General features: G+C 71.0%; 21 protein-coding genes and 1 pseudogene. 12 read left to right on the forward strand and 10 right to left on the reverse strand.

The features are described 5' to 3' along the window. Position 1: 1 nt before the first annotated feature. Positions 2 to 907: a LysR family transcriptional regulator gene (locus ACWEOE_RS14685; RefSeq protein ID WP_452008533.1), complete on the reverse strand. Its 906-nt coding sequence runs from the start codon at positions 905 to 907 to the stop codon at positions 2 to 4. A 71-nt stretch (positions 908 to 978) separates the two neighbouring features. Here ACWEOE_RS14685 and ACWEOE_RS14690 point away from each other — a divergent pair, with 71 nt between their 5' ends. Continuing rightward, positions 979 to 1,665 carry a nitroreductase family protein gene (locus tag ACWEOE_RS14690; RefSeq protein ID WP_452008536.1) on the forward strand — a complete coding sequence of 229 codons (687 nt, stop codon included), beginning with the start codon at positions 979 to 981 and terminating at the stop codon, positions 1,663 to 1,665. Here the strand turns inward: ACWEOE_RS14690 and ACWEOE_RS14695 are convergent, their stop codons facing one another. Genes ACWEOE_RS14695 through ACWEOE_RS14705 form a run of 3 tightly spaced genes read right to left on the reverse strand, consistent with a single transcriptional unit; the run spans position 1,666 to position 3,177 of the window. Beyond that, entirely contained in the window at positions 1,666 to 2,472 is an 807-nt protein-coding gene (locus ACWEOE_RS14695) for an MOSC domain-containing protein (protein ID WP_452008538.1), read from the reverse strand. An 11-nt stretch (positions 2,473 to 2,483) separates the two neighbouring features. After that, positions 2,484 to 2,669 carry a hypothetical protein gene (locus ACWEOE_RS14700; protein WP_452008541.1) on the reverse strand — a complete coding sequence of 62 codons (186 nt, stop codon included), beginning with the start codon at positions 2,667 to 2,669 and terminating at the stop codon, positions 2,484 to 2,486. Continuing rightward, on the reverse strand, positions 2,662 to 3,177 hold the full coding sequence (locus tag ACWEOE_RS14705) for a CGNR zinc finger domain-containing protein (protein ID WP_452008544.1): 516 nt from the start codon (positions 3,175 to 3,177) through the stop codon (positions 2,662 to 2,664). The genes ACWEOE_RS14700 and ACWEOE_RS14705 overlap by 8 nt, the downstream gene beginning before the upstream one ends. Before the next feature lie 92 nt (positions 3,178 to 3,269). Here ACWEOE_RS14705 and ACWEOE_RS14710 point away from each other — a divergent pair, with 92 nt between their 5' ends. Then, positions 3,270 to 4,142: an alpha/beta fold hydrolase gene (locus ACWEOE_RS14710; protein WP_452008547.1), complete on the forward strand. Its 873-nt coding sequence runs from the start codon at positions 3,270 to 3,272 to the stop codon at positions 4,140 to 4,142. On the opposite strand, the gene ACWEOE_RS14715 is transcribed toward ACWEOE_RS14710, so the two are convergent. Then, on the reverse strand, positions 4,139 to 4,405 hold the full coding sequence (locus ACWEOE_RS14715; RefSeq protein ID WP_452008550.1) for a hypothetical protein: 267 nt from the start codon (positions 4,403 to 4,405) through the stop codon (positions 4,139 to 4,141). The genes ACWEOE_RS14710 and ACWEOE_RS14715 overlap by 4 nt on opposite strands. A gap of 336 nt (positions 4,406 to 4,741) precedes the next feature. Here ACWEOE_RS14715 and ACWEOE_RS14720 point away from each other — a divergent pair, with 336 nt between their 5' ends. Then, positions 4,742 to 5,956 (forward strand): MFS transporter, encoded by a 1,215-nt coding sequence (locus ACWEOE_RS14720; RefSeq protein ID WP_452008553.1) that lies wholly within the window; start codon positions 4,742 to 4,744, stop codon positions 5,954 to 5,956. Positions 5,957 to 6,015: 59 nt separating this feature from the next. Here the strand turns inward: ACWEOE_RS14720 and ACWEOE_RS14725 are convergent, their stop codons facing one another. Then, a complete protein-coding gene (locus ACWEOE_RS14725; RefSeq protein ID WP_452008556.1) occupies positions 6,016 to 6,789 on the reverse strand; it encodes a maleylpyruvate isomerase family mycothiol-dependent enzyme in 774 nt (257 codons plus the stop codon). 174 nt (positions 6,790 to 6,963) lie between these two features. Here ACWEOE_RS14725 and ACWEOE_RS14730 point away from each other — a divergent pair, with 174 nt between their 5' ends. Both ACWEOE_RS14730 and ACWEOE_RS14735 read left to right on the forward strand, forming a co-directional pair. Next, positions 6,964 to 7,812: an NAD-dependent epimerase/dehydratase family protein gene (locus tag ACWEOE_RS14730; protein WP_452008558.1), complete on the forward strand. Its 849-nt coding sequence runs from the start codon at positions 6,964 to 6,966 to the stop codon at positions 7,810 to 7,812. 102 nt (positions 7,813 to 7,914) lie between these two features. Further along, positions 7,915 to 8,472, forward strand: a complete 558-nt coding sequence (locus tag ACWEOE_RS14735; RefSeq protein WP_452008561.1) for a TetR/AcrR family transcriptional regulator — start codon at positions 7,915 to 7,917, stop codon at positions 8,470 to 8,472. A gap of 222 nt (positions 8,473 to 8,694) precedes the next feature. Here ACWEOE_RS14735 and ACWEOE_RS14740 read toward each other — a convergent pair. The 3 genes and pseudogenes from ACWEOE_RS14740 to ACWEOE_RS14750 form a co-directional block, all read right to left on the reverse strand. Next, positions 8,695 to 9,369 (reverse strand): annotated as a pseudogene (locus ACWEOE_RS14740) (alpha/beta fold hydrolase); the annotation flags it as partial. Then, positions 9,369 to 10,649, reverse strand: coding sequence for a cystathionine gamma-synthase family protein (locus tag ACWEOE_RS14745; protein ID WP_452008564.1), 1,281 nt, complete (start codon positions 10,647 to 10,649; stop codon positions 9,369 to 9,371). The gene ACWEOE_RS14745 and the pseudogene ACWEOE_RS14740, both read right to left, overlap by 1 nt. Then, positions 10,646 to 11,278 carry a VOC family protein gene (locus ACWEOE_RS14750; protein WP_452008567.1) on the reverse strand — a complete coding sequence of 211 codons (633 nt, stop codon included), beginning with the start codon at positions 11,276 to 11,278 and terminating at the stop codon, positions 10,646 to 10,648. Before ACWEOE_RS14750 ends, ACWEOE_RS14745 begins: the two co-directional genes overlap by 4 nt. Before the next feature lie 145 nt (positions 11,279 to 11,423). Between ACWEOE_RS14750 and ACWEOE_RS14755 the strand changes: the two genes are divergently transcribed. From ACWEOE_RS14755 to ACWEOE_RS14785, 7 genes are read left to right on the forward strand one after another with little or no spacing between them, the layout of a single operon-like run. Further along, complete coding sequence (locus ACWEOE_RS14755; RefSeq protein ID WP_452008570.1) at positions 11,424 to 12,794, forward strand: Rieske 2Fe-2S domain-containing protein; 1,371 nt, start codon at positions 11,424 to 11,426, stop codon at positions 12,792 to 12,794. Next, positions 12,791 to 13,372 carry a 3-phenylpropionate/cinnamic acid dioxygenase subunit beta gene (locus ACWEOE_RS14760; RefSeq protein ID WP_452008573.1) on the forward strand — a complete coding sequence of 194 codons (582 nt, stop codon included), beginning with the start codon at positions 12,791 to 12,793 and terminating at the stop codon, positions 13,370 to 13,372. Before ACWEOE_RS14755 ends, ACWEOE_RS14760 begins: the two co-directional genes overlap by 4 nt. Then, positions 13,369 to 13,683 (forward strand): hypothetical protein, encoded by a 315-nt coding sequence (locus ACWEOE_RS14765; protein ID WP_452008576.1) that lies wholly within the window; start codon positions 13,369 to 13,371, stop codon positions 13,681 to 13,683. Before ACWEOE_RS14760 ends, ACWEOE_RS14765 begins: the two co-directional genes overlap by 4 nt. Next, complete coding sequence (gene hcaB, locus ACWEOE_RS14770) at positions 13,680 to 14,483, forward strand: 3-(cis-5,6-dihydroxycyclohexa-1,3-dien-1-yl)propanoate dehydrogenase (RefSeq protein ID WP_452008579.1); 804 nt, start codon at positions 13,680 to 13,682, stop codon at positions 14,481 to 14,483. The genes ACWEOE_RS14765 and hcaB overlap by 4 nt, the downstream gene beginning before the upstream one ends. Before the next feature lie 35 nt (positions 14,484 to 14,518). Beyond that, positions 14,519 to 14,716, forward strand: coding sequence for a ferredoxin (locus tag ACWEOE_RS14775; RefSeq protein ID WP_452008582.1), 198 nt, complete (start codon positions 14,519 to 14,521; stop codon positions 14,714 to 14,716). Further along, positions 14,713 to 15,936 carry an NAD(P)/FAD-dependent oxidoreductase gene (locus ACWEOE_RS14780; protein ID WP_452008585.1) on the forward strand — a complete coding sequence of 408 codons (1,224 nt, stop codon included), beginning with the start codon at positions 14,713 to 14,715 and terminating at the stop codon, positions 15,934 to 15,936. The genes ACWEOE_RS14775 and ACWEOE_RS14780 overlap by 4 nt, the downstream gene beginning before the upstream one ends. After that, a complete protein-coding gene (locus ACWEOE_RS14785; protein ID WP_452008588.1) occupies positions 15,933 to 16,649 on the forward strand; it encodes a class II aldolase/adducin family protein in 717 nt (238 codons plus the stop codon). The genes ACWEOE_RS14780 and ACWEOE_RS14785 overlap by 4 nt, the downstream gene beginning before the upstream one ends. A gap of 71 nt (positions 16,650 to 16,720) precedes the next feature. Here the strand turns inward: ACWEOE_RS14785 and ACWEOE_RS14790 are convergent, their stop codons facing one another. Then, positions 16,721 to 17,515, reverse strand: a complete 795-nt coding sequence (locus ACWEOE_RS14790) for an IclR family transcriptional regulator (RefSeq protein WP_452008591.1) — start codon at positions 17,513 to 17,515, stop codon at positions 16,721 to 16,723. Positions 17,516 to 17,585 lie beyond the last annotated feature (70 nt).

The raw sequence follows: 17,585 nt of genomic DNA on the forward strand, positions 1-17,585 counted from the left end.
GTCAGTTTCCGAACAGGTTTTCGCAGTGGTCGAGGAACGCCTGCGCGCGATGCGTGAGCGGGCCACCGGTGGGCCAGCCCAGGACGACGGGGGTCGAGGGTGCCTTGTCGCGCAGGGGAAGGGTCACGAGCTCCAGGCCTTCGTACGAGCGGGTCAGGGCCGGTTGCTGCACGGTCATCGAATAGCCGAGGTCGCGGGCGACGAGTGATCGCGCGAGCTCGAAGCTGCGCGCTCGATGCGTCGGTGCCATTTCGAGGCCGGCGGAAGAGAAGACGGTGCGGAAGTAGCGTTCGCTCGGGGGCACGTCGAGCAGGATGAAGGGCTCGCCGGCGAGTTCGTCCAGACCGACTGATGCGCGGGTGGCGAGGCGGTGCGCACCGGGCAGGAGTACGGCCGGCTGCTGGTCGTACAAGGTGTGGAAGGTGATTCCGGGGTACACGTCCTGTTCGTAGAGGAACGCGATCTCACATCGACCGTCGAGCAGGTGGTCCTGGATCTCCGGCAGGGTGCCCTCAAGAAACCGCACTGAGACGTCCGGGTGTTCGTTTTCGAACGTCGCGATCGCCGCAGGGAGGTGGAAGGGCGCGATGGGGCCGTAGCAGCCGACGACCAGCGTGCCGCTCACCTGCAGGCCGAGGCCGCGGGCCTCGACGCCGAGGTCGCTCATCGCTCCCACCACCCGCCTCGCGTCGGCGAGTACCTGTTTGCCGGCTGCCGTGAGCGAGGCGCCGCGGCGGGGCGAGCGGATGAGCAGGCGCACGCCGAGTGCGCGTTCCACCTCCGTGAGCGCCAGGGAAATCGCGCCCTGGGACACGTGGCATCGCGTGGCCGCGGTCGTGAGCGAGCCGGTTTCGGCGACGGCGATCAGGTATTCGAGCTGCCGGATCGTCACGTTCGGCAGATTCATGAGCTCATCATATAACTGACTTCAATTTGTCGAGCTGGACTTGGTAATCGCTGGTTGGCAGTGTTGTCGGAGTGACCGAGCAGCGCCAGCACCGCCACCCGTTCGTGCCGTATTCGCCGCCACGGCTACCCGTCGACGAAGGGCTGCGCCGCGGCGCCGAGTTCCACCGGCACCTCGAGCGGCGGCGTTCCGTGCGCTGGTTCTCACCGGACCCCGTGCCGGTCGAGGCGATCGAGCTCGCGGTGCGGGCGGCCAACACCGCGCCCAGTGGTGCGCACCAGCAGCCGTGGACGTTCGTGGCCACCCAGGATCCGGTGGTGAAACAGCGGATCCGCTTCGCGGCTGAACAGGAAGAGCGCAAGTTCTACCGGGAGCGCGAGATCCCCGAATGGCGCGCCGCGCTCGCGCCGCTGGAAACCAGCGAACACAAGGAGTTCCTCGAGGTCGCGCCGTGGCTGGTGGTCGTGTTCGCGCAGAAACACCGGCTGGTGGGAAACGATCAGCCGCAGAAGACGTACTACACGTCGGAGAGTGTCGGCATCGCGTGTGGGTTTTTCATCGCGGCGCTGCACTCGATGGGACTCGCGACGCTGACGCACACGCCCAACCCGATGGCGTTCCTGGGCCGCGTGCTCCGCCGCCCGGCGAGCGAGCGGCCGTACATCCTCTTCCCCGTCGGCTATCCGGCCGACGACTGTGAGGTACCGGACCTCACGCGCAAGCCCTTGTCGGAAGCGCTGGTGTTCGTGGGGGACTGATCAGGCGAGCGTGATCGGATCGTCGAGGTGCAGGGTGCCCGGGCGCACGACCTCGGCGTACGCGCCCGCGCACGGCATGGCCTTGCCGAGCCCGGCGACGTCCACGCGGTTGCCCTCCAGCACCGCCCGCACGGCCTGTGGGTTGCGCGGCAGCGTGCCGTGGGCGAGCGACGGCACGGCGCACCGCGGGGTGGGCAGGGTGACCCGCAGCGTGGCGCCGGTGTCACCGACCTGGATTTCCCTGCCCAGCCAGTGGTTCTCGACGAACGGCTCGGTGCCGGGCGGGGTCGCGATCACCAGGTTGGGCCGATAGCGGACGGCTTCGGTGTCGAGGTGCTCCAGCGTCGCGGTGCTGATGAGGTGGATCGGGGAGTGGTCCACGAAGTTGCGGCCGGTGGTGCCCTGGCCGATCTCCAGCGTCTGGGCCGGAACGATCGCGCTCACGCCGTGGTCGAGCACGTCTTCGGGGGCCGGGCGTTCGACGGACGCGCCGTCGGGGCGGGTGCCGGACACGGTGACCGCGCGGCCCAGCAGCTGCGACAGGCGCGAGCCGGCCTCGGGGGCTTCGGCGGGTAGCCGGGTGCCGTCGGGGAAGGTGATGACGATGTGGCCGTCGGTCTCGGCGGCGAACTCCAGCAGCCGGCGCCACAACCGCGGGTGTTTCGCGGTGGCGACGAGCCCGGTGCGGGTGTCGATCAGCGCGAGCGCGCGATCGCCGTCGAGCCCGGTGGCGTCGACGCGGGCCTCGCTCACGTCTTCGCCGAGCATCGATTTCACCGGGTAACGCCGCAGGGTGAGCACACGCACGACTGTCTCCTTCACTGGTGACCGGCGACGGGATGGTGCACCGCCGGCGAGATGAGCACCCGCGCGGGACGCGCGGACGTGTTGTGCCCCCGGTGCCCGGCGGAGATGCCCGTCAGCTTGGCGAGACGGGCGAGCGTGCGGCCGCGCAGCCGCGGTTTTCCCGCGATCGGGCGGTCGTCCTCACCGTCGTCACCCATGATCAGGGCTCGCGCCGGCCTGGCGGGTGCGCTGGTAGTGGCGACGGGCCTTCATCCGGTTGCCGCACACGGCCATCGAGCACCAGCGGGCGGTGTTCGGCTTGCTGTGGTCGATGAGAAAAAGGCGGCACTCCGGGTTCGCGCACGGCCGCAGCCGGCCGGGGCTCTCGTGCCGCAGCGTGTCCCAGGCCAGCACGGCGCGCGAGGCGGCCGCACGACCGGACGCGGTGTCGAGGTCCCACTTGATGCCGCTGCCGTCGAAAACCGCGCGGTAGCTCATGCCTTCGACGAACGGCGCGAGGGCCTCGGGCCCCGCCGCGCCGCGCACCACGTCCTGCAACGCCGCCCGCACGTCGACCAGCGCCCGCCACTCCTGCGGCGACGCCGGCTGCCCGTGGGCCGCCAGCCAGCCCCGGCCCAGCTCGGCGTTCGCGAGCTCGTCGTGCGGTGTCCCGTCGACCACCGGGGTGGTGTTCAGGAGATCGAGCAGCAGCTTCTCGTCGGTCACCACGCCAGGCTAACCGGCAAAGTCGGGGTTGACAAGTTAGATGGCCTCTGTTTCAGTTCTAACCATCAAACACCACGTTAGGAGTTAAAGCCATGACCGCTGTTCACCACCGCTACGCGACCGTCGACGGCCGGCAGCTCTTCTACCGCGAGGCCGGCCCGGCCGACGCCCCGGTGATCGTGCTGCTGCACGGATTCCCGACCAGCTCGTTCATGTTCCGCACCCTGATCCCCGCCCTCGCCGACCGTTACCGCGTGATCGCGCCCGACCACCTGGGCTTCGGCCTGTCCGACGCGCCTTCGGCCGACGAGTTCGACTACACCTTCGACGCGCTGGCCGACCTCACGGCCGGTCTGCTGCGTCAGCTCGACATCACCCGCTACGCGATCTACGTGCAGGACTACGGCGCCCCCATCGGCTGGCGCCTCGCGCTCGCCGACCCGGGTGCCATCACCGCGATCGTCACGCAGAACGGCAACGGCTACGAGGCCGGCTTCGTCGAGGGCTTCTGGAAGACCGTGTGGGACTACCAGGCCGAGCAGAACGCCGAGACGGAGGCGAACATCCGCGGCGCCCTCAGCCTGGACCTCACGAAGTGGCAGTACCTCGCCGGCGCGCCGGACGAGTCGCTCGTCAGCCCGGACGCGTGGAACCACGACTTCGCGCTGCTTTCCCGGCCGGGCAACGACGAGATCCAGCTCGCCCTGTTCCGTGACTACGCCACGAACCCGCCGCTGTACCCGGCGCTGCACGAGTACCTGCGTGCGCAGCAGCCCCCGGTGCTCGCGGTGTGGGGCAAGAACGACCCGATCTTCGGCCCGGAGGGCGCGACGGCTTTCAAGGCGGATGTGCCCGCCGCGGAGGTTCACCTGCTGGACGGTGGCCACTTCCTGCTCGAGACCGCGGTCGACGAGGTGGCTGAGCTGATCCGCGACTTCCTGGGACGCGTTTGCGCGGCAGGCTAAGCCTTCGGCGGCGGGCTCATCTGGAGACGCGCGTAGATCAACCCGAGGAGCCCGAGCGGCGCGAGTCCCACGCCCGCCGACGGTCGGTACTCCGCGGGCAGGCAGTCACCGAGGTCGTAGTCCTGCCACTCGATCGCGGGATCGCACGCCGCACCGGCGGAGGTGACGAACTGAGGTGCCGCGTTGACGTCGCGAAACGCCAGATAGGCCCCGACGCCGATGGCGAGCAGGCTGACGATCGTGACGATGGCACGTGCCGACACGGGCTGCTCCTTGAGGATCCGCGGAAACCGATCACTCGATCGCGGCATTCACCTCCTTCGTTACATTCCCGACGTCGGCGGACGAAGCCAGGGGAACTTCCGCGCGGCGCGCAGCATCCCGTCATCCGCGAAGACCACTGTGGACGCTTCCGAACACGAGGCGATCGAGCGCATCGGTGTGGGACTCGCCACGAGGGAGCCGGTGACGTGGGCGGGCTTGCGAAGATCCTTGCGTGAGCTCAGGACTTCTCGTCACCGACATACCAGGACTCCTCGCTCAGCGGCACCCGCGCGCTCCGAGAGCGGACGGGTCCGGCCGGCGCGGGGGAGCCCGGCGTGGCTGAGGAGTTCAGGCTGCGGTCGGTGGCCGTGGCGGTGTACGGGCCCGCCGCGTTGTTCGGGCTGGCCGAGGGATCGATGCTGCCGGTCGTGGCGTTGAGTGCGATCGACCGGGGGGCCACGACGTCGGTGGCGGCGCTGATCGGCGCGCTGATCGGGATCGGGTCGCTGATCACGAACATCCCGGCAGGCATCCTCGCGACGCGCGTCGGTGAGCGGAAGTCGATGCTGGTGGCGGCGGGGGTGACGGCCGTCGGGCTCGTGTTGTGCCTGGTCGACGTCGGGGCGGGCCAGGGGGCGTTGGTGCTGTACGGCACCGGCGTGCTGCTGATCGGTGCCGCGAGTGCGGTGTACGGCCTCGCGCGGCAGTCGTACCTGACGGAGCGGGTGCCGCTGCACATGCGGGCGCGGGCGTTGTCGACGCTGGGCGGGACGATGCGTGTCGGGCTGTTCCTGGGGCCGTTCGCCGGGGCCGCCGCGATGCAGGTGTGGGGGCAGGCCGGCGCGTACTACCTGAGCCTCGTCGCGGTGCTGGGTGCCGGGATCGTGGTGTACCGGGTGCCGGACCTCGAGACGACCGAGGAGCACCGCGCGGCCGCGGCGGCGATCACGACATGGGGGATGGTCAAGCAGAAGTGGCGGGTGTACGCGACGCTCGGTGTCGGCATCCTGCTGCTGTCGGGGATCCGGCAGACGCGACAGACCGTGGTGCCCCTGTGGGCCGCGCACCTCGGTCTGTCGCCCACGGTCAGCTCGCTCGTCTACGGGTTCGCCGGCGCGCTCGACGCCCTGGTCTTCTACCCGGCGGGCAAGGTGATGGACCGCCGGGGGCGGCGGTGGGTCGCGGTGCCATCCGCGTTCGTGCTCGGCGCCTCCTTCGTGCTCATGCCGTTCACGCACGGGGCGGTTCTGCTCACCGTCGTGGCCATGGTGATGGGTTTCGGCAACGGCATCGGCTCGGGCATCGTGATGACGCTCGGCGCCGACGTTTCGCCGGCCGTCGGCCGCCCGACGCACCTCGGCATCTGGAACGAGCTGGGCGACATCGGTTCGGGCCTGGGCCCGCTGCTGCTGGCCGGGGCGACCGCGCTGGCCGGGCTCGGGGCGGGGATCGTCGCCAGCGGCCTGGTCGGCTTCGCGGCGGCCGGCGCGCTGTGGACGTGGATCCCGAGGACGGCGCAGCGCGTGAGCAGGGTCGCGGAGCGGGCTTGAGAAGTGGCCGGAAAACGGGCTGACCGTGTTCGAACTCGGTCAGCCCGTCGCCACGTCGGTCAGAAGCCGGGGAAGACGCGGCGGAGGTCGTCGAGGGACAGCGCGCCGCCGACGCTGACGCCGGTGTCGTAGGGCGCCTTGAGGCGGCCGTTGATCAGGCGGATGAAGGCTTCGGCCGGGCCGTCGAACGTTGCCGACGGTGACTCGAGGTGATCGACCACCGTGACGGATTCGTCGATCACCAGGCCGCCACCCGGGATGGCGACCGACGCCGGCTTGCCGAGTTCGGCCGGCTTGCCCAGGAAGCCCAGCATGAAGCCGACCGGGCCGGCCAGCAGCTCGACGAGGACCTCCGCTGAGGCGGCCGCGACGCCGGCCTGGGGGTCGAAGGCCACGCGGACGTCCCACGAGTGGTTGGCGACCTCGTTCAGGCGCATGCCGAGGGCGGTCAGCAGCGAGACCGGCTCCGGCAGGAAGCCGAGATCGACGGTCAGCGACGAGCGTTTCTCGGGCGTGAGGGCTTCGACGGTGTCGAGCCAGCGGGCGTTGTGCTCCAGGAACCCTTCGGCCTGCGCGCGCGGAGCGGAGGCGTCCCAGCGGGCCCAGATCGTCGGGTTGTCCTCGGCCGCCACCGTTTCGCCGGCGGCGCGCGCGATCGGCGCGCGGCCGATCTCCGCGCCGCTGCCGAGGTGGGACAGGGCTTGCGCGACGGTCCATTCGGCAGCGCCGCTGGTCGTGGCCAGCTGCTCGTCGGTGAGGCTGCGGACGAGGGCGGCGAGGGTGTCGTGCTCGGCGCGCAGGGCGGTGATCGTGCGGTCCACGAGTTGGCTCATGTCACGGTCAACTCCGGATCCCGCCGCGGTGTTCCGCCGGTCACCGAGCGGAGCACTCTTTTTTCGTTCGCTGATGCCCTTGGGATATCACAGCGGCTCGAACAGGTCTTGGACGTGCGCCGCGGCCCCGGCGCACAGTGGGTCCGTATGCACTGTGAGCGCAAGGGAGTTGGCATGAGGGTCTTCTTGACCGGCGGGTCCGGCTACATCGGACAGGCGACGATCGCTGAGCTGGTGAAGCAGGGGCACGCCGTGGCGGCGCTCGCCCGCAGTGATCGCGCGGAGGCGACGGTGGTGGGCGCCGGTGCGACGGCGGTGCGCGGCGGGCTCACCGAGCCGGCCGTGCTGAAGGACGCGGCGGCCCGCGCCGAAGCCGTGATCCACCTCGCGCAGGCCGAATCGGGCGACGAGGACCTCGCCGCGGCCACGGCGATGCAGGACGGTGTCGGAGCCGGCACCTACGTGCACACCGGCGGGACCTGGGTCTACGGCGACACCGACGGCGTCGTGGACGAGACCGCGCCCTGGAACCCGCCGGCGGCGGTGGCGTGGCGCAAGCCGGTGGAGGACGCGGTGCTGGCGCACGGCGGGCGTCCCGTGATCGTGCAGCCCGGGCTGCTCTACGGCGGTGACAACCGGCTGATCGACATCTTCTTCGTGCAGCCCGGCAAGAAGAACGGCGCGATCCCCTACCTCGGCGACGGCGCCAACCACTGGGCGCTCATCCACGTCGACGACCTCGCCCGGCTGTACGTCGCCGCGCTGTCCGCGGCGGCCGGGTCGGTCTACGTGGGCGTCGGGGGCGTCAACCCGACCGCGAAGGAGGTCGCCGAGGCGTGTGCGCGGGGCGCGGGGCTGGCCGGCCGGACCGCGTCGATCCCCCTGGAGCAGGCGCGGGCCGAGATGGGCCCGATCGCCGACGCGTTCGCGCTCGACCAGCGGCTCACGTCGGCCAAGGCGCAGCGTGAGCTGGGCTGGCGCCCGCGGCACACCGACCCGCTGGCCGTCTTCGCCCAGGGCTGAGTGGCCGCGGCACGACGACGACCACAGTGGACGAGGCCCGCGATGGCGTAAGATACTTCTCGTAACTTACTGCGGGCTGGAGGGTTTGTGGCCGGACGGCGGATGTCCTATGACGAACGGCACGGCCAGCTGCTCGACACGGCCGCGGCGGTGGTGCGCGAGGAAGGTGCCGACGCGCTGACGCTGGCGCGCGTGGCCGAGCAGGCGGGTGTGACGAAGCCGATCGTCTACGGGCACTTCGAGACCCGCGCCGGGCTGGTGCGGGCGTTGTACGAACGAGTCGACGAACAGCAGTCCGAAGCCATCCGGGTGGCGTTCGAGACGAAGGCCCGCACGCTGGAGGAGACGGCCACGCTGCTGGCCGAGGCGTACGTGGGCTGTGTGCTGCACATCGGGCAGGAGTACGGCGCCATCACGGCGGCGTTGTCGACCGGACCGGACGTGGCGGAGGTCCTGCACGCCGGGCGCGAGCGGTACGTGGACCTGTATCTCGAAGCCCTGCACCGGTTCCTGCCGGGCGAGCTGGATCGGACCGTGATGCTGGGGGTCATCGGCGCGGCGGAGTCCCTGTCGCGGGAGGCGATCGCGGGACGGCTGCCCGGACCACAGGCGATCGACGCGGTGGAGCGCATCATCCTGGCCGTGGCCCGGGACAGCTGAAGCCGCCCGCGCGGGTGAGTGCGGGCGGCCGGTCAGGCTGGGGTGGAGGCGAGCTGGGCGATCGCGTCGGCGACGCGGTCGTACAGCGCGCGCGGCAGGTTGTGCCCCATGCCGGGGATCACGAGCAACCGGGCGCCGGGGATGGCCCCCGCGGTGTCCTCGGCGCCCGGTTGCGGGGATCAGTGGGTCGTCGGCGCCGTGGACGACCAGCGTGGGCACCACGATGTGCCGGAGTTTCTCGCGGCGGTCACCGTTGCTCAGCAGAGCGGCGAGCTGGCGCTGCATGCCCGCCGGGTCGTGGTCGCGGTGCACTGTGGACAGCAGCGTCGCGCGCAGTTCGGCGTCGTCGTAGGGGTACGCCGGGCTGCCCAGCGCGCGCGCCGCCGCGGCGGCGTGGTCCACATAGGCCTCCTCGTCCGCCGGATCGGCTGCCGGAGCGGTCAGCGCGGCGAGCGCTTCCGGTGTCGGAGGAGGCAGTGCCGGGTTTCCGCTGGAGGACATGATGGACGTCAGCGACAGTGTCCGATGTGGATGGTCGGTAGCCACGAGCTGTGCGATCATGCCGCCCATCGAGGCGCCGACGACGTGCGCGCGGTTCACCCCTGCCGCGTCCAGCACCGCCACGACGTCGGCGGCCATGTCCTCCAGGCGGTAGGGCAGTGCCGACGTCCCGCTCGGGTCGGGAACGCCGGCTTCCGCGAAGTGGGTGGACAGGCCGGTGTCCCGGTTGTCGAAGCGGATCACGAAGAACCCGCGCGCGGCCAGGGCCTGCGGGAAACCGTCTGCCCATTTGGTCAGCTGGTCACCGAGGCCCTGCACGAGCACGAGCGGTTCGCCGGACTCCGGGCCGACGGTGTCGTACTCCAGCTCGCAGTCTCCGGCTGTGGCGCGCGCCATCAGAAGTCCAGCGCCTGGGTGAGGTCGGCGATGAGGTCGTCGGCGTTCTCGATGCCCACCGAGATCCGCACGAGCGAGTCCGTCAGCCCGATCTCCTCACGCAGCTGCGCCGGGACGCCCGAGTGCGTGGTGGACGAGGGGTGGCAGATCAACGTCTCGGTGCCGCCGAGGCTTACGGCCAGCTTGCACAGCTGCAGGCGGTCCAGGAACGCGAACGCCTCGGGCTCGCCGCCCTTGACGTAGAACGAGAACGTGGAGCCCGGCGAGGTGCTCTGGCGGTCGAACACGGCCTTGCGCGGGTCGTCGGCGGAGAGGAAACCGAGGTAGTCGACCCGGGCGATCCGGTCGTGGTCGCGCAGGAACTCGGCCAGCCGCAGGGCGTTGTCGGCCGCGCGCTCGGCCCGGATCTGCAGAGTTTCCAGCGACCGCAGCAGCATCCAGCACGTGTTCGGGTCCAGTTGGGTCCCGAGGGCGCTGCGGGTCTGCTTCACCTGGCCGACGTGCTCGGCACTGCCGGTGAGGCCGCCCGCGATGAGGTCGCTGTGGCCGCCGGCGTACTTGGTCAGCGAGTAGACGGCGAGGTCGGCGCCGTGGCGCAGCGGCTGCTGGAACATGGGGCCCAGCAGCGTGTTGTCGACGACCACGAGCGGGCGCCGGTCCTGCTGCGTGCCGATCAGGTCCGCGACGTCGGCGAGCACCTTGAGGTCGATCAGCCCGCCAGTCGGGTTGGCCGGGGTCTCGGCGAAGAGCACGCTGACGGTGCCCTGCTCCATCGCCGCTCGGGCGGCGGCCTCCACGTGGGCCTGGTCGGTGCCGTCGGTGAAGCCCGCCGAACCGATCCCGAACGCGGAGAGCGTGTTGCGGATCAGGGTTTCGGTGCCGCCGTAGAGCGGGCGCGAGTGGAGCACGACGTCGCCGGGCCGGCAGAACGTGAGCAACGTCGTGGCGATCGCCGCCATGCCCGAGGCGAAGACGGCACCGCGTTCGGCGTCGTCCCACACGGCGACGCGGTCTTCCAGGATCTCGAAGTTCGGGTTGTTGAAGCGGGAGTAGACGAGGCCGGCCTGCTCGCCGTCACGGGCCTCACGCCGGCCGGCCGTGAGGTCGAACTGGTCCTTGCCCTGTTGTGCGGATTCGAACACGAACGTCGAGGTGAGGAACACCGGTGGCTTGAGTGAGCCCTCGGACAACGCGGGTGAATATCCGAACCCCATCATGAGCGTTTCCGGACGCAGCGTGCGGTCGCCCACGGTGCGCTGCTTGTAGTTCGACGACTTCATGCGTTCTCCTTGGGATGTGCGGCAGCGCGCAGGACCAGCAGGACCCCGTTCGCGTGTTCGGGTGCCACCACCAGACCGCGCTCCGTTGTCGTGAAAGGAACATCGGCTGAGCACAGGTGCGCAGCCGCGGTGTCCTGGTCGGACACCTTGACCGCCAGCACCGTCAGCCCGGTCGGCGGCAGGTCGATGCCGGGGTAGGTCGTGGTGAACGCGGCGGGGGTCAGGTAGACGATCGGGTTGCCACCGGTGGGTACCTCGAAGGTCCCAGGCGTGGGACGCTCGGGTTCGGTCGCGAACACGCGGGCGACCTCGGCGGCGCACGTCGTCGCGTCCCCGGCGACGATCCCGACGTGGTCGAGGCCCCACGCCGTGTTCGGGTGCTTCATCAGCGCCGGGATCCAGGTGTACTCGGGCGTGTGAATCTCGTTGGAGAACAGGTGGAGGTACCCGGCGACGTCGGTGAGCCGGGCGATCGAGAAGGCTGCCTCGACCTCGGTGCCGTCGGACAGTTCGACCGGGCGCCGCACGGCATGGGGGTCCGTGGTGGCGAAGCCCGCTGCCCGCCACTGCGCGGCCACCGCCGCGGTGTCGTCCGTGCGCAGGGCGACCCCCGCGATGCCCTCGCGCACACGCTAAGTTACGAGACGTAGCTTACATTTCGTAACTCAACTGTCAAGGCCGGTTGTGCCGATTGACGCCCGAACTCTGCGTCTGCTCTACTGTTCAGAGGTTAGTTCTGCTCTACAGAGTTTTCGGGTTCGAGGAGACGCGACGATGACCGATCAGTCCGGCACCCTGTCCGACGTGCGGCGGGGGATGATCCCGGCGCACATCTACAACGACCGGGAGATCTTCGAGCTGGAGAAGGAGCGCGTGTTCGGCCGGGCGTGGCTGTTCGTGGCCCACGAGTCGGAGATCGCCAAGCCCGGGGACTACGTGGTGCGCCGCGTGCTGGACGACTCGTTCATCGTCACCCGCGACGAGAAGGGTGAGATCCGGGCGCACTTCAACATGTGTCTGCACCGCGGGATGCAGGTCTGCCGTGCGGAGATGGGCAACGCGTCGCACTTTCGCTGCCCCTACCACGGCTGGTCCTACCGCAACGACGGCCGGATCGTCGGGCTGCCGTTCCACCAGGAAGCCTACGGCGGCGAGGCCGGGTTCAAGCGCAAGGGCCAGCGGCTGCTGCCGGCGCCGAACCTCGACACCTACAACGGGATGATCTTCATCTCGCTCGACCCGGACGCCGGGCCGCTGGTGGACTTCCTCGGGGATTTCCGCTTCTACCTCGACTTCTACACCAAGCAGAGCCCGAGCGGGATCGAGCTGCGCGGCCCGCAGCGCTGGCGCGTGAAGGCCAACTGGAAGATCGGCGCGGAGAACTTCGCCGGCGACATGTACCACACGCCGCAGACGCACACGTCCGTCGTGGAGATCGGCCTGTTCCGCGAGCCCAAGGCGGAGAAACGCAAGGACGGCGCCACCTACTGGGCCGGCAACGGCGGGGGCACCACGTACAAGCTGCCGCCGGGCGGGTTCGACGAGCGCACGCGCTACGTCGGCTACCCGCAGGAGATGGTCGACCGGATGAAGACCACGTTCTCCCAGGCGCAGCAGCAGATGATCGGCGAGGACGGCTTCATGATCTCCGCCGCGTCGGTGTTCCCGAACCTCTCGTTCGTGCACAACTGGCCGCGGGTCGCGGATTCGGACGACGTGCTGCCGTTCATCTCCGTTCGCCAGTGGCAGCCGATCAGCGAGAACGAGACCGAGGTGCTGTCCTGGTTCGCGGTCGACGCCGAGGCGCCCGAGGAGTACAAAGCCCTGTCGTACAAGGCTTATCTGATGTGCTTCGGCTCCACCGGCATGTTCGAGCAGGACGACGTGGAGAACTGGGTCTCGCTCACCAACACCGCCGCCGGCTCGATGGCGCGGCGGCTGAAGCTCAACAGCCGCATGGGAATCCTCGAAGACGACACCGAGGTGGTGCCGGCGCTCACGCCGGAGCAGTTCCACGGCCCGGGTGTCGCGCACACCGGTTACGGCGAGTACAACCAGCGTGAGCTGCTCAACCGCTGGGCCGACCACCTCGAACAGCCGGTCAAGACGGCCACCGCGCTGGAGGTCGGGGCGGTGCAGGCATGAGCACCGGAACGCACTCCAGCCGCTCGGCGCTCGGTGCCCACGCGTCGCGCATCCAGCGCACCGGCCGGCCCCTGCCGTTCGACGACGACCGCCACCGGCAGGCGCACCAGTGGCTGGTCGACGAGGCCTGGCTGCTCGACGCGCAGGACTACGAGCAGTGGCTGACCACACTCGCCGAGGACATCCACTACCTGATGCCGGTGCGGGTGACCACCGCGCTGGGCGCCGGCTTCGACACCGCGCCCGGCATGGCGCACTTCGACGAGGACAAGTACTCGCTTTCCCGGCGCGTCGCGCGGTTCCTGACCGAGCACGCCTGGACGGAGGACCCGCCTTCGCGGCTGCGCCACCACCTGTCCAACGTGCGCACCTTCGCGACCGAGGACGAAAACCACCTCGTCGTGGACTCGGCGACGCTGCTGTTCCGCAGCCGCGGCGACGTGCTGCCCGGCTCGATCGTCTCCGCCGGGCGCGAGGACCTGCTGCGCCAAACACCCGACGGCTGGCAGCTCGCGCGGCGCACGATCCTCGTCGACGATTCGGTGATCCGGATGCAGAACCTGGCGATCTTCCTGTGAACCTGCAGTGGGAAGGCGAGGCCGAGGACGCCCGCGCGGCGGCCGCGGCTGCCGCGGAACACGACGAGCTGGTCGCCCACACGACGGGCGAGGTGCTGCGGGTCGGCAACGAGTTCGCCGAGATCCTGGTGCGGCGCGTCGACACGCGCAACGGGGCCCGGCTGCTGATCGAGTCGCCGAAATCGGGGCAGTGGGTGGCGTTGTGCCCGCTGGAGCTGGAGGCGCTGACCTGGCAGAACACCGAGACGTTCTCCGCCATGATCGGCCACCCGTTCGGCCCGCTCGTGCCCGCCGAGGAGGAGGACTCGTGACCGGCTGGCTGGCGGGCCGGCGCGCGCTGGTCGTCGGCGCCGGGTCCGGCATCGGCCGGGCCGTGGTCGACGCGTTCCGCTCGGAAGGCGCCCGAGTCGCCGTGCTTGAACGCGACGCGGCCAAGGCGAAGGCACTCGAAGCCGAGGCCCCGGATGTGCCGGTGACGGTCGGCGACGCCACCACCCGGGCGGCCAACGACACCGCGGTCGCCGCCGCCGTGGCCGCGTTCGGCGGGCTCGACGTGCTCGTCAACTGCGTGGGCGTGTTCGACTTCTACCGCAGCGTCGAGGACCTCGACGCCGACGTGCTCGACGACGCGTTCGACGAGATGTTCCGCACGAACGTCAAGAGCCACCTGCACTCGGTGAAGGCCGCGCTGCCGGAGCTGAAGCGCTCGGGCCACGGCGTGGTGCTGCTGACCGAATCGACGTCGTCGTACTACCCGGGCCGGGGCGGGGTGCTGTACCTGTCGTCGAAGTTCGCCGTGCGCGGGCTCGTCACCGCGCTCGCGCACGACCTCGCGCCGGAGATCCGCGTGAACGGCGTCGCGCCGGGCGGCACGCTCGGCACCGACCTGCGTGGCCTGCCCAGCCTGGGCACGGCCGAGCGCAGCCTCGGCGATGCGCCGCGGCGGGCCGAGGAGCTCGCCGCCCGCGTGCCGCTGCACGTGGCGCTCAGCGGCGAGGACCACGCGTGGAGCTACGTGTTCCTCGCCTCCGACCGTGCCCGCGGCATCACCGGGCACGCCGTGCACCCCGACGGCGGCATCGGCGTTTCCGCACCCCGCAAACGATCCTGAACGGCTCCGCCGACGATCCTGAACGGAGATACCTCATGGCCAAGCTCACCGCCGACACCGACCTCTGCCAGGGGTACGGCAACTGCCTCACCACCGCCGCCGACGTCTACGACATCGACGACGACGGCAAAGTGGTCCTGCTGACCGAAACGGTCCCCGAGGCCGACCGCGTCCGCGTGGAAGCGGCCGCGCGCAGCTGCCCGGTCAAGGCACTGGGTGTGGTGGACGGATGAGCACGGTCGTGATCGTCGGGGCGTCCGTGGGCGGCGTCCGCACGGCGCAGGCGCTGCGGGCGCAGGGCCACGACGGCCGGATCGTCCTCATCGGAGCCGAGCCGCACCTGCCCTACGACAAACCGCCGCTGTCCAAGCAGTTCCTCGCCGGCGCGTGGGAGCACGACCGGCTCGCGTTGCTCACCTCGGCCGAGGCCGCCGAGCAGCGGATCGAGCTGCGGCTCGGCGTCGCCGCGACGGGGCTCGACCCGGCCGCGCGCACCGTCGAGCTGGCCGACGGTGGTGCCGTCGGTTACGACACCCTGGTGATCGCCACCGGCGCCGGCGCACGGCCCTCGCCGTGGGCGGCCTCCGGCGTGCACGTGCTGCGGACGCTGGCCGACGGCACAGGCCTGCGGGCCGCGCTCGCCGAGCCGGGGCCGCTCGTGGTCGTCGGCGGCGGGTTCATCGGCGCCGAGGTCGCCGCCACCGCGCACGCCGCCGGACGCGCGGTGACCATCGTCGACCCGCTGCCCGCGCCGATCGCGCGCGTGCTCGGCGACGAGGTGGGCCGCCTGGTCGGCGACGTGCACCGGCGCCACGGCGTCGAGACGCGCTTCGGCACCGGCGTGCGGGCGGTGTCCGGCCGGGTGGGGGCGCTGGAGGTGACCCTCACCGACGGGACCGTGCTGCCCGCGGGCACGGTCGTGGTCGGCATCGGCGCGGTGCCGGCCGTCGAGTGGCTCGCCGGATCCGGGCTGGAGCTGGACAACGGCCTGGTGTGCGACGAGTTCTGCCGCGCCACCGGGCATCCCGAGATTTTCGGCGTCGGTGACGTCGCGCGCTGGTTCCACGCCGGCCACGGCGAGCACGTGCGTGTGGAGCACTGGACCAACGCGGTCGAGCAGGCGGCTTGCGTGGCGCACAACATCACGCACCCCGGCGCGCCGGTCGAGTACCGGCCCACCGAATACGCGTGGAGCGACCAGTACGACTGGAAGATCCAGATCGCCGGCCGGCCGGACCGCGCGAGCGGGTTCGAGCTGGTGGGTGATCCCGCCGCCGACCCGCCGCGTTTCGCCGCCCTCTACCGCGCGGACGATGGCCGGCTGTCCGCGGTCGTCACGGTGAACTGGCCGCGGCTGCTCGTCGCCGCGCGCCGGCTCGTCACCGCCGGGACCCCTTACAAGGAAGGACTTTCCATGCTGGACAAGGTGATCTCGCCGGTGAGCGCGGCATGACGGACTTCGAGCCGCAGCGGCGGCTGGTGTCCGACGCCTGCCGCGTGCTCGCCGCGCGCGGCCTGGCGGAGGGTTTCCTCGGCCACGTTTCCCTGCGCGTGGACGAGCAGCGGATCCTCGTCCGCTGCCGCGGGCCACGCGAGCGGGGCCTCGCGTGGACCACACCCGAGGACATCCGCCTGGTCGACCTCGACGGCGCCGCCGCGGCCGACGGTGAGCTCGACGGCTGGTCGGTGCCCAACGAACTGCCGCTGCACACCGAGGTCCTGCGCACCGATCCCACCGCGGAGGCCGTGGTGCACGCGCACCCGCCGTCCGTCGTCGCCGCCGACCTGGCGGGGCTCGCGATCCGGCCCATCGTGGGCGCCTACGACATCCCGGGCGCCAAGCTCGCGGCCGGCGGGGTGCCGGTGTACCCGCGCGGGGTGCTGGTGCGCAACCGCGGGCTGGCGCAGGAGATGGTGGCGGCGATGGGCTCGCGGCCGGTCGTCGTGCTGCGGGGACACGGGCTCACGAGTCGCGGCGGGTCGGTGCAGGAGGCCGTGCTGCGGGCGGTGTCGGTGGACGCACTCGCGCGGATGGCGCTGGCGGTGGTGAGTGCCGGTGGGCGGCTGGTCGATCTGCCGCCGGAGGATCTGGCGGAGCTGCCGGATCTGGGGCCGGCGTTCAACGAGGGCGTGGCGTGGCGGCACGAGCTCGCCCGGCTCGGTTAGCGCGCGGGAGGCGGTGGTGCCGAGGCCCTGCCTTCAGCAAGGGCGGGGCGCCACGAAATCGCCCGGCTCCGTCAGTGCAGCAGTGGCGTGGCTTCGGCGACCGTCTCCTTGAGGCGTTCGCCGATCTCGCGCACCTCGGCGCGGGACAGGCGCCCGACGGGCAGGGAGACGTTCAGCGCGAGGCGCGCCGGGAGGTTGCCGGCGGGGAAGGCGACGGCGACCGACGCCACGCCTTCCTCGCTCTCCTCGCTGCTGGTCGCGTACCCGCGCCGGCGCACGCTCTCGATCTCCAGCTCCAGCTCGCCGCGCGTGCCGATGGAGTTGGGGGTGAGCGTCTCCAGCTGCTCGTCCGGGTACATGCGGTGCAGGTCCTCGGTGGACAGCTCGGCGAGCAGCGCCTTGCCGGTCGACGTGCAGTTGGCGGGCATCGCCTGGCCGAGGCGCGAGGCGACGCGCACGGCGCGAGGGCTTTCGATGGCCTCGATGAACCGCACGGTGGTGCCGTCGAGGATCGCGAGGTGCACGGTCTCGGCGAACTCCGTGTTGAGCTTCTCCAGGAACGGCCGCAGTGTCTCGCGCACGTCGAAGCGCTGCAGGATCGCGAACGCGACGGCCGTGAGCGACGTGCCCGGCCGGTAGGCCTTCGTCCGCGCGTCCTGCCGGATGAAGCCGCGGTACTGCAGCATCGCCAGCAGCCGGTGGGCGGTGGAGGACGCGACGCCCAGGTACTCGGCCACGTCCGTCATCCGCAGCTCGGGGCGATCCCCCAGGAGCAACAGGATCCGAAGCGCCTTGTCGACCGAATCGATCGGGTACTGCGGCGCGGGCGAGTGGGCGCCGGAGGGGTCGAGAGCGGGCTTCTTCATAGCAGAATCGTACGGCAAGTCGTGAACCCGGCGGCCCGCGGTGATCGCCACGGGCCGGCTGGCGCGCGCC

This window comes from Amycolatopsis sp. NPDC004368, from assembly GCF_053602515.1.

What these genes read in the sequence shown, in the direction of transcription:
- ACWEOE_RS14775 (WP_452008582.1), top strand. Translation starts at nt 14,519, where the DNA reads ATGGCCAAGCTCACCGCCGACACCGACCTCTGCCAGGGGTACGGCAAC.
- ACWEOE_RS14780 (WP_452008585.1), top strand. Translation starts at nt 14,713, where the DNA reads ATGAGCACGGTCGTGATCGTCGGGGCGTCCGTGGGCGGCGTCCGCACG.
- ACWEOE_RS14785 (WP_452008588.1), top strand. Translation starts at nt 15,933, where the DNA reads ATGACGGACTTCGAGCCGCAGCGGCGGCTGGTGTCCGACGCCTGCCGC.
- ACWEOE_RS14700 (WP_452008541.1), bottom strand. Translation starts at nt 2,669, where the DNA reads ATGGGTGACGACGGTGAGGACGACCGCCCGATCGCGGGAAAACCGCGG.
- ACWEOE_RS14685 (WP_452008533.1), bottom strand. Translation starts at nt 907, where the DNA reads ATGAATCTGCCGAACGTGACGATCCGGCAGCTCGAATACCTGATCGCC.
- ACWEOE_RS14725 (WP_452008556.1), bottom strand. Translation starts at nt 6,789, where the DNA reads ATGAGCCAACTCGTGGACCGCACGATCACCGCCCTGCGCGCCGAGCAC.
- ACWEOE_RS14755 (WP_452008570.1), top strand. Translation starts at nt 11,424, where the DNA reads ATGACCGATCAGTCCGGCACCCTGTCCGACGTGCGGCGGGGGATGATC.
- ACWEOE_RS14735 (WP_452008561.1), top strand. Translation starts at nt 7,915, where the DNA reads ATGTCCTATGACGAACGGCACGGCCAGCTGCTCGACACGGCCGCGGCG.
- ACWEOE_RS14745 (WP_452008564.1), bottom strand. Translation starts at nt 10,649, where the DNA reads ATGAAGTCGTCGAACTACAAGCAGCGCACCGTGGGCGACCGCACGCTG.
- ACWEOE_RS14730 (WP_452008558.1), top strand. Translation starts at nt 6,964, where the DNA reads ATGAGGGTCTTCTTGACCGGCGGGTCCGGCTACATCGGACAGGCGACG.
- ACWEOE_RS14790 (WP_452008591.1), bottom strand. Translation starts at nt 17,515, where the DNA reads ATGAAGAAGCCCGCTCTCGACCCCTCCGGCGCCCACTCGCCCGCGCCG.
- ACWEOE_RS14760 (WP_452008573.1), top strand. Translation starts at nt 12,791, where the DNA reads ATGAGCACCGGAACGCACTCCAGCCGCTCGGCGCTCGGTGCCCACGCG.
- ACWEOE_RS14710 (WP_452008547.1), top strand. Translation starts at nt 3,270, where the DNA reads ATGACCGCTGTTCACCACCGCTACGCGACCGTCGACGGCCGGCAGCTC.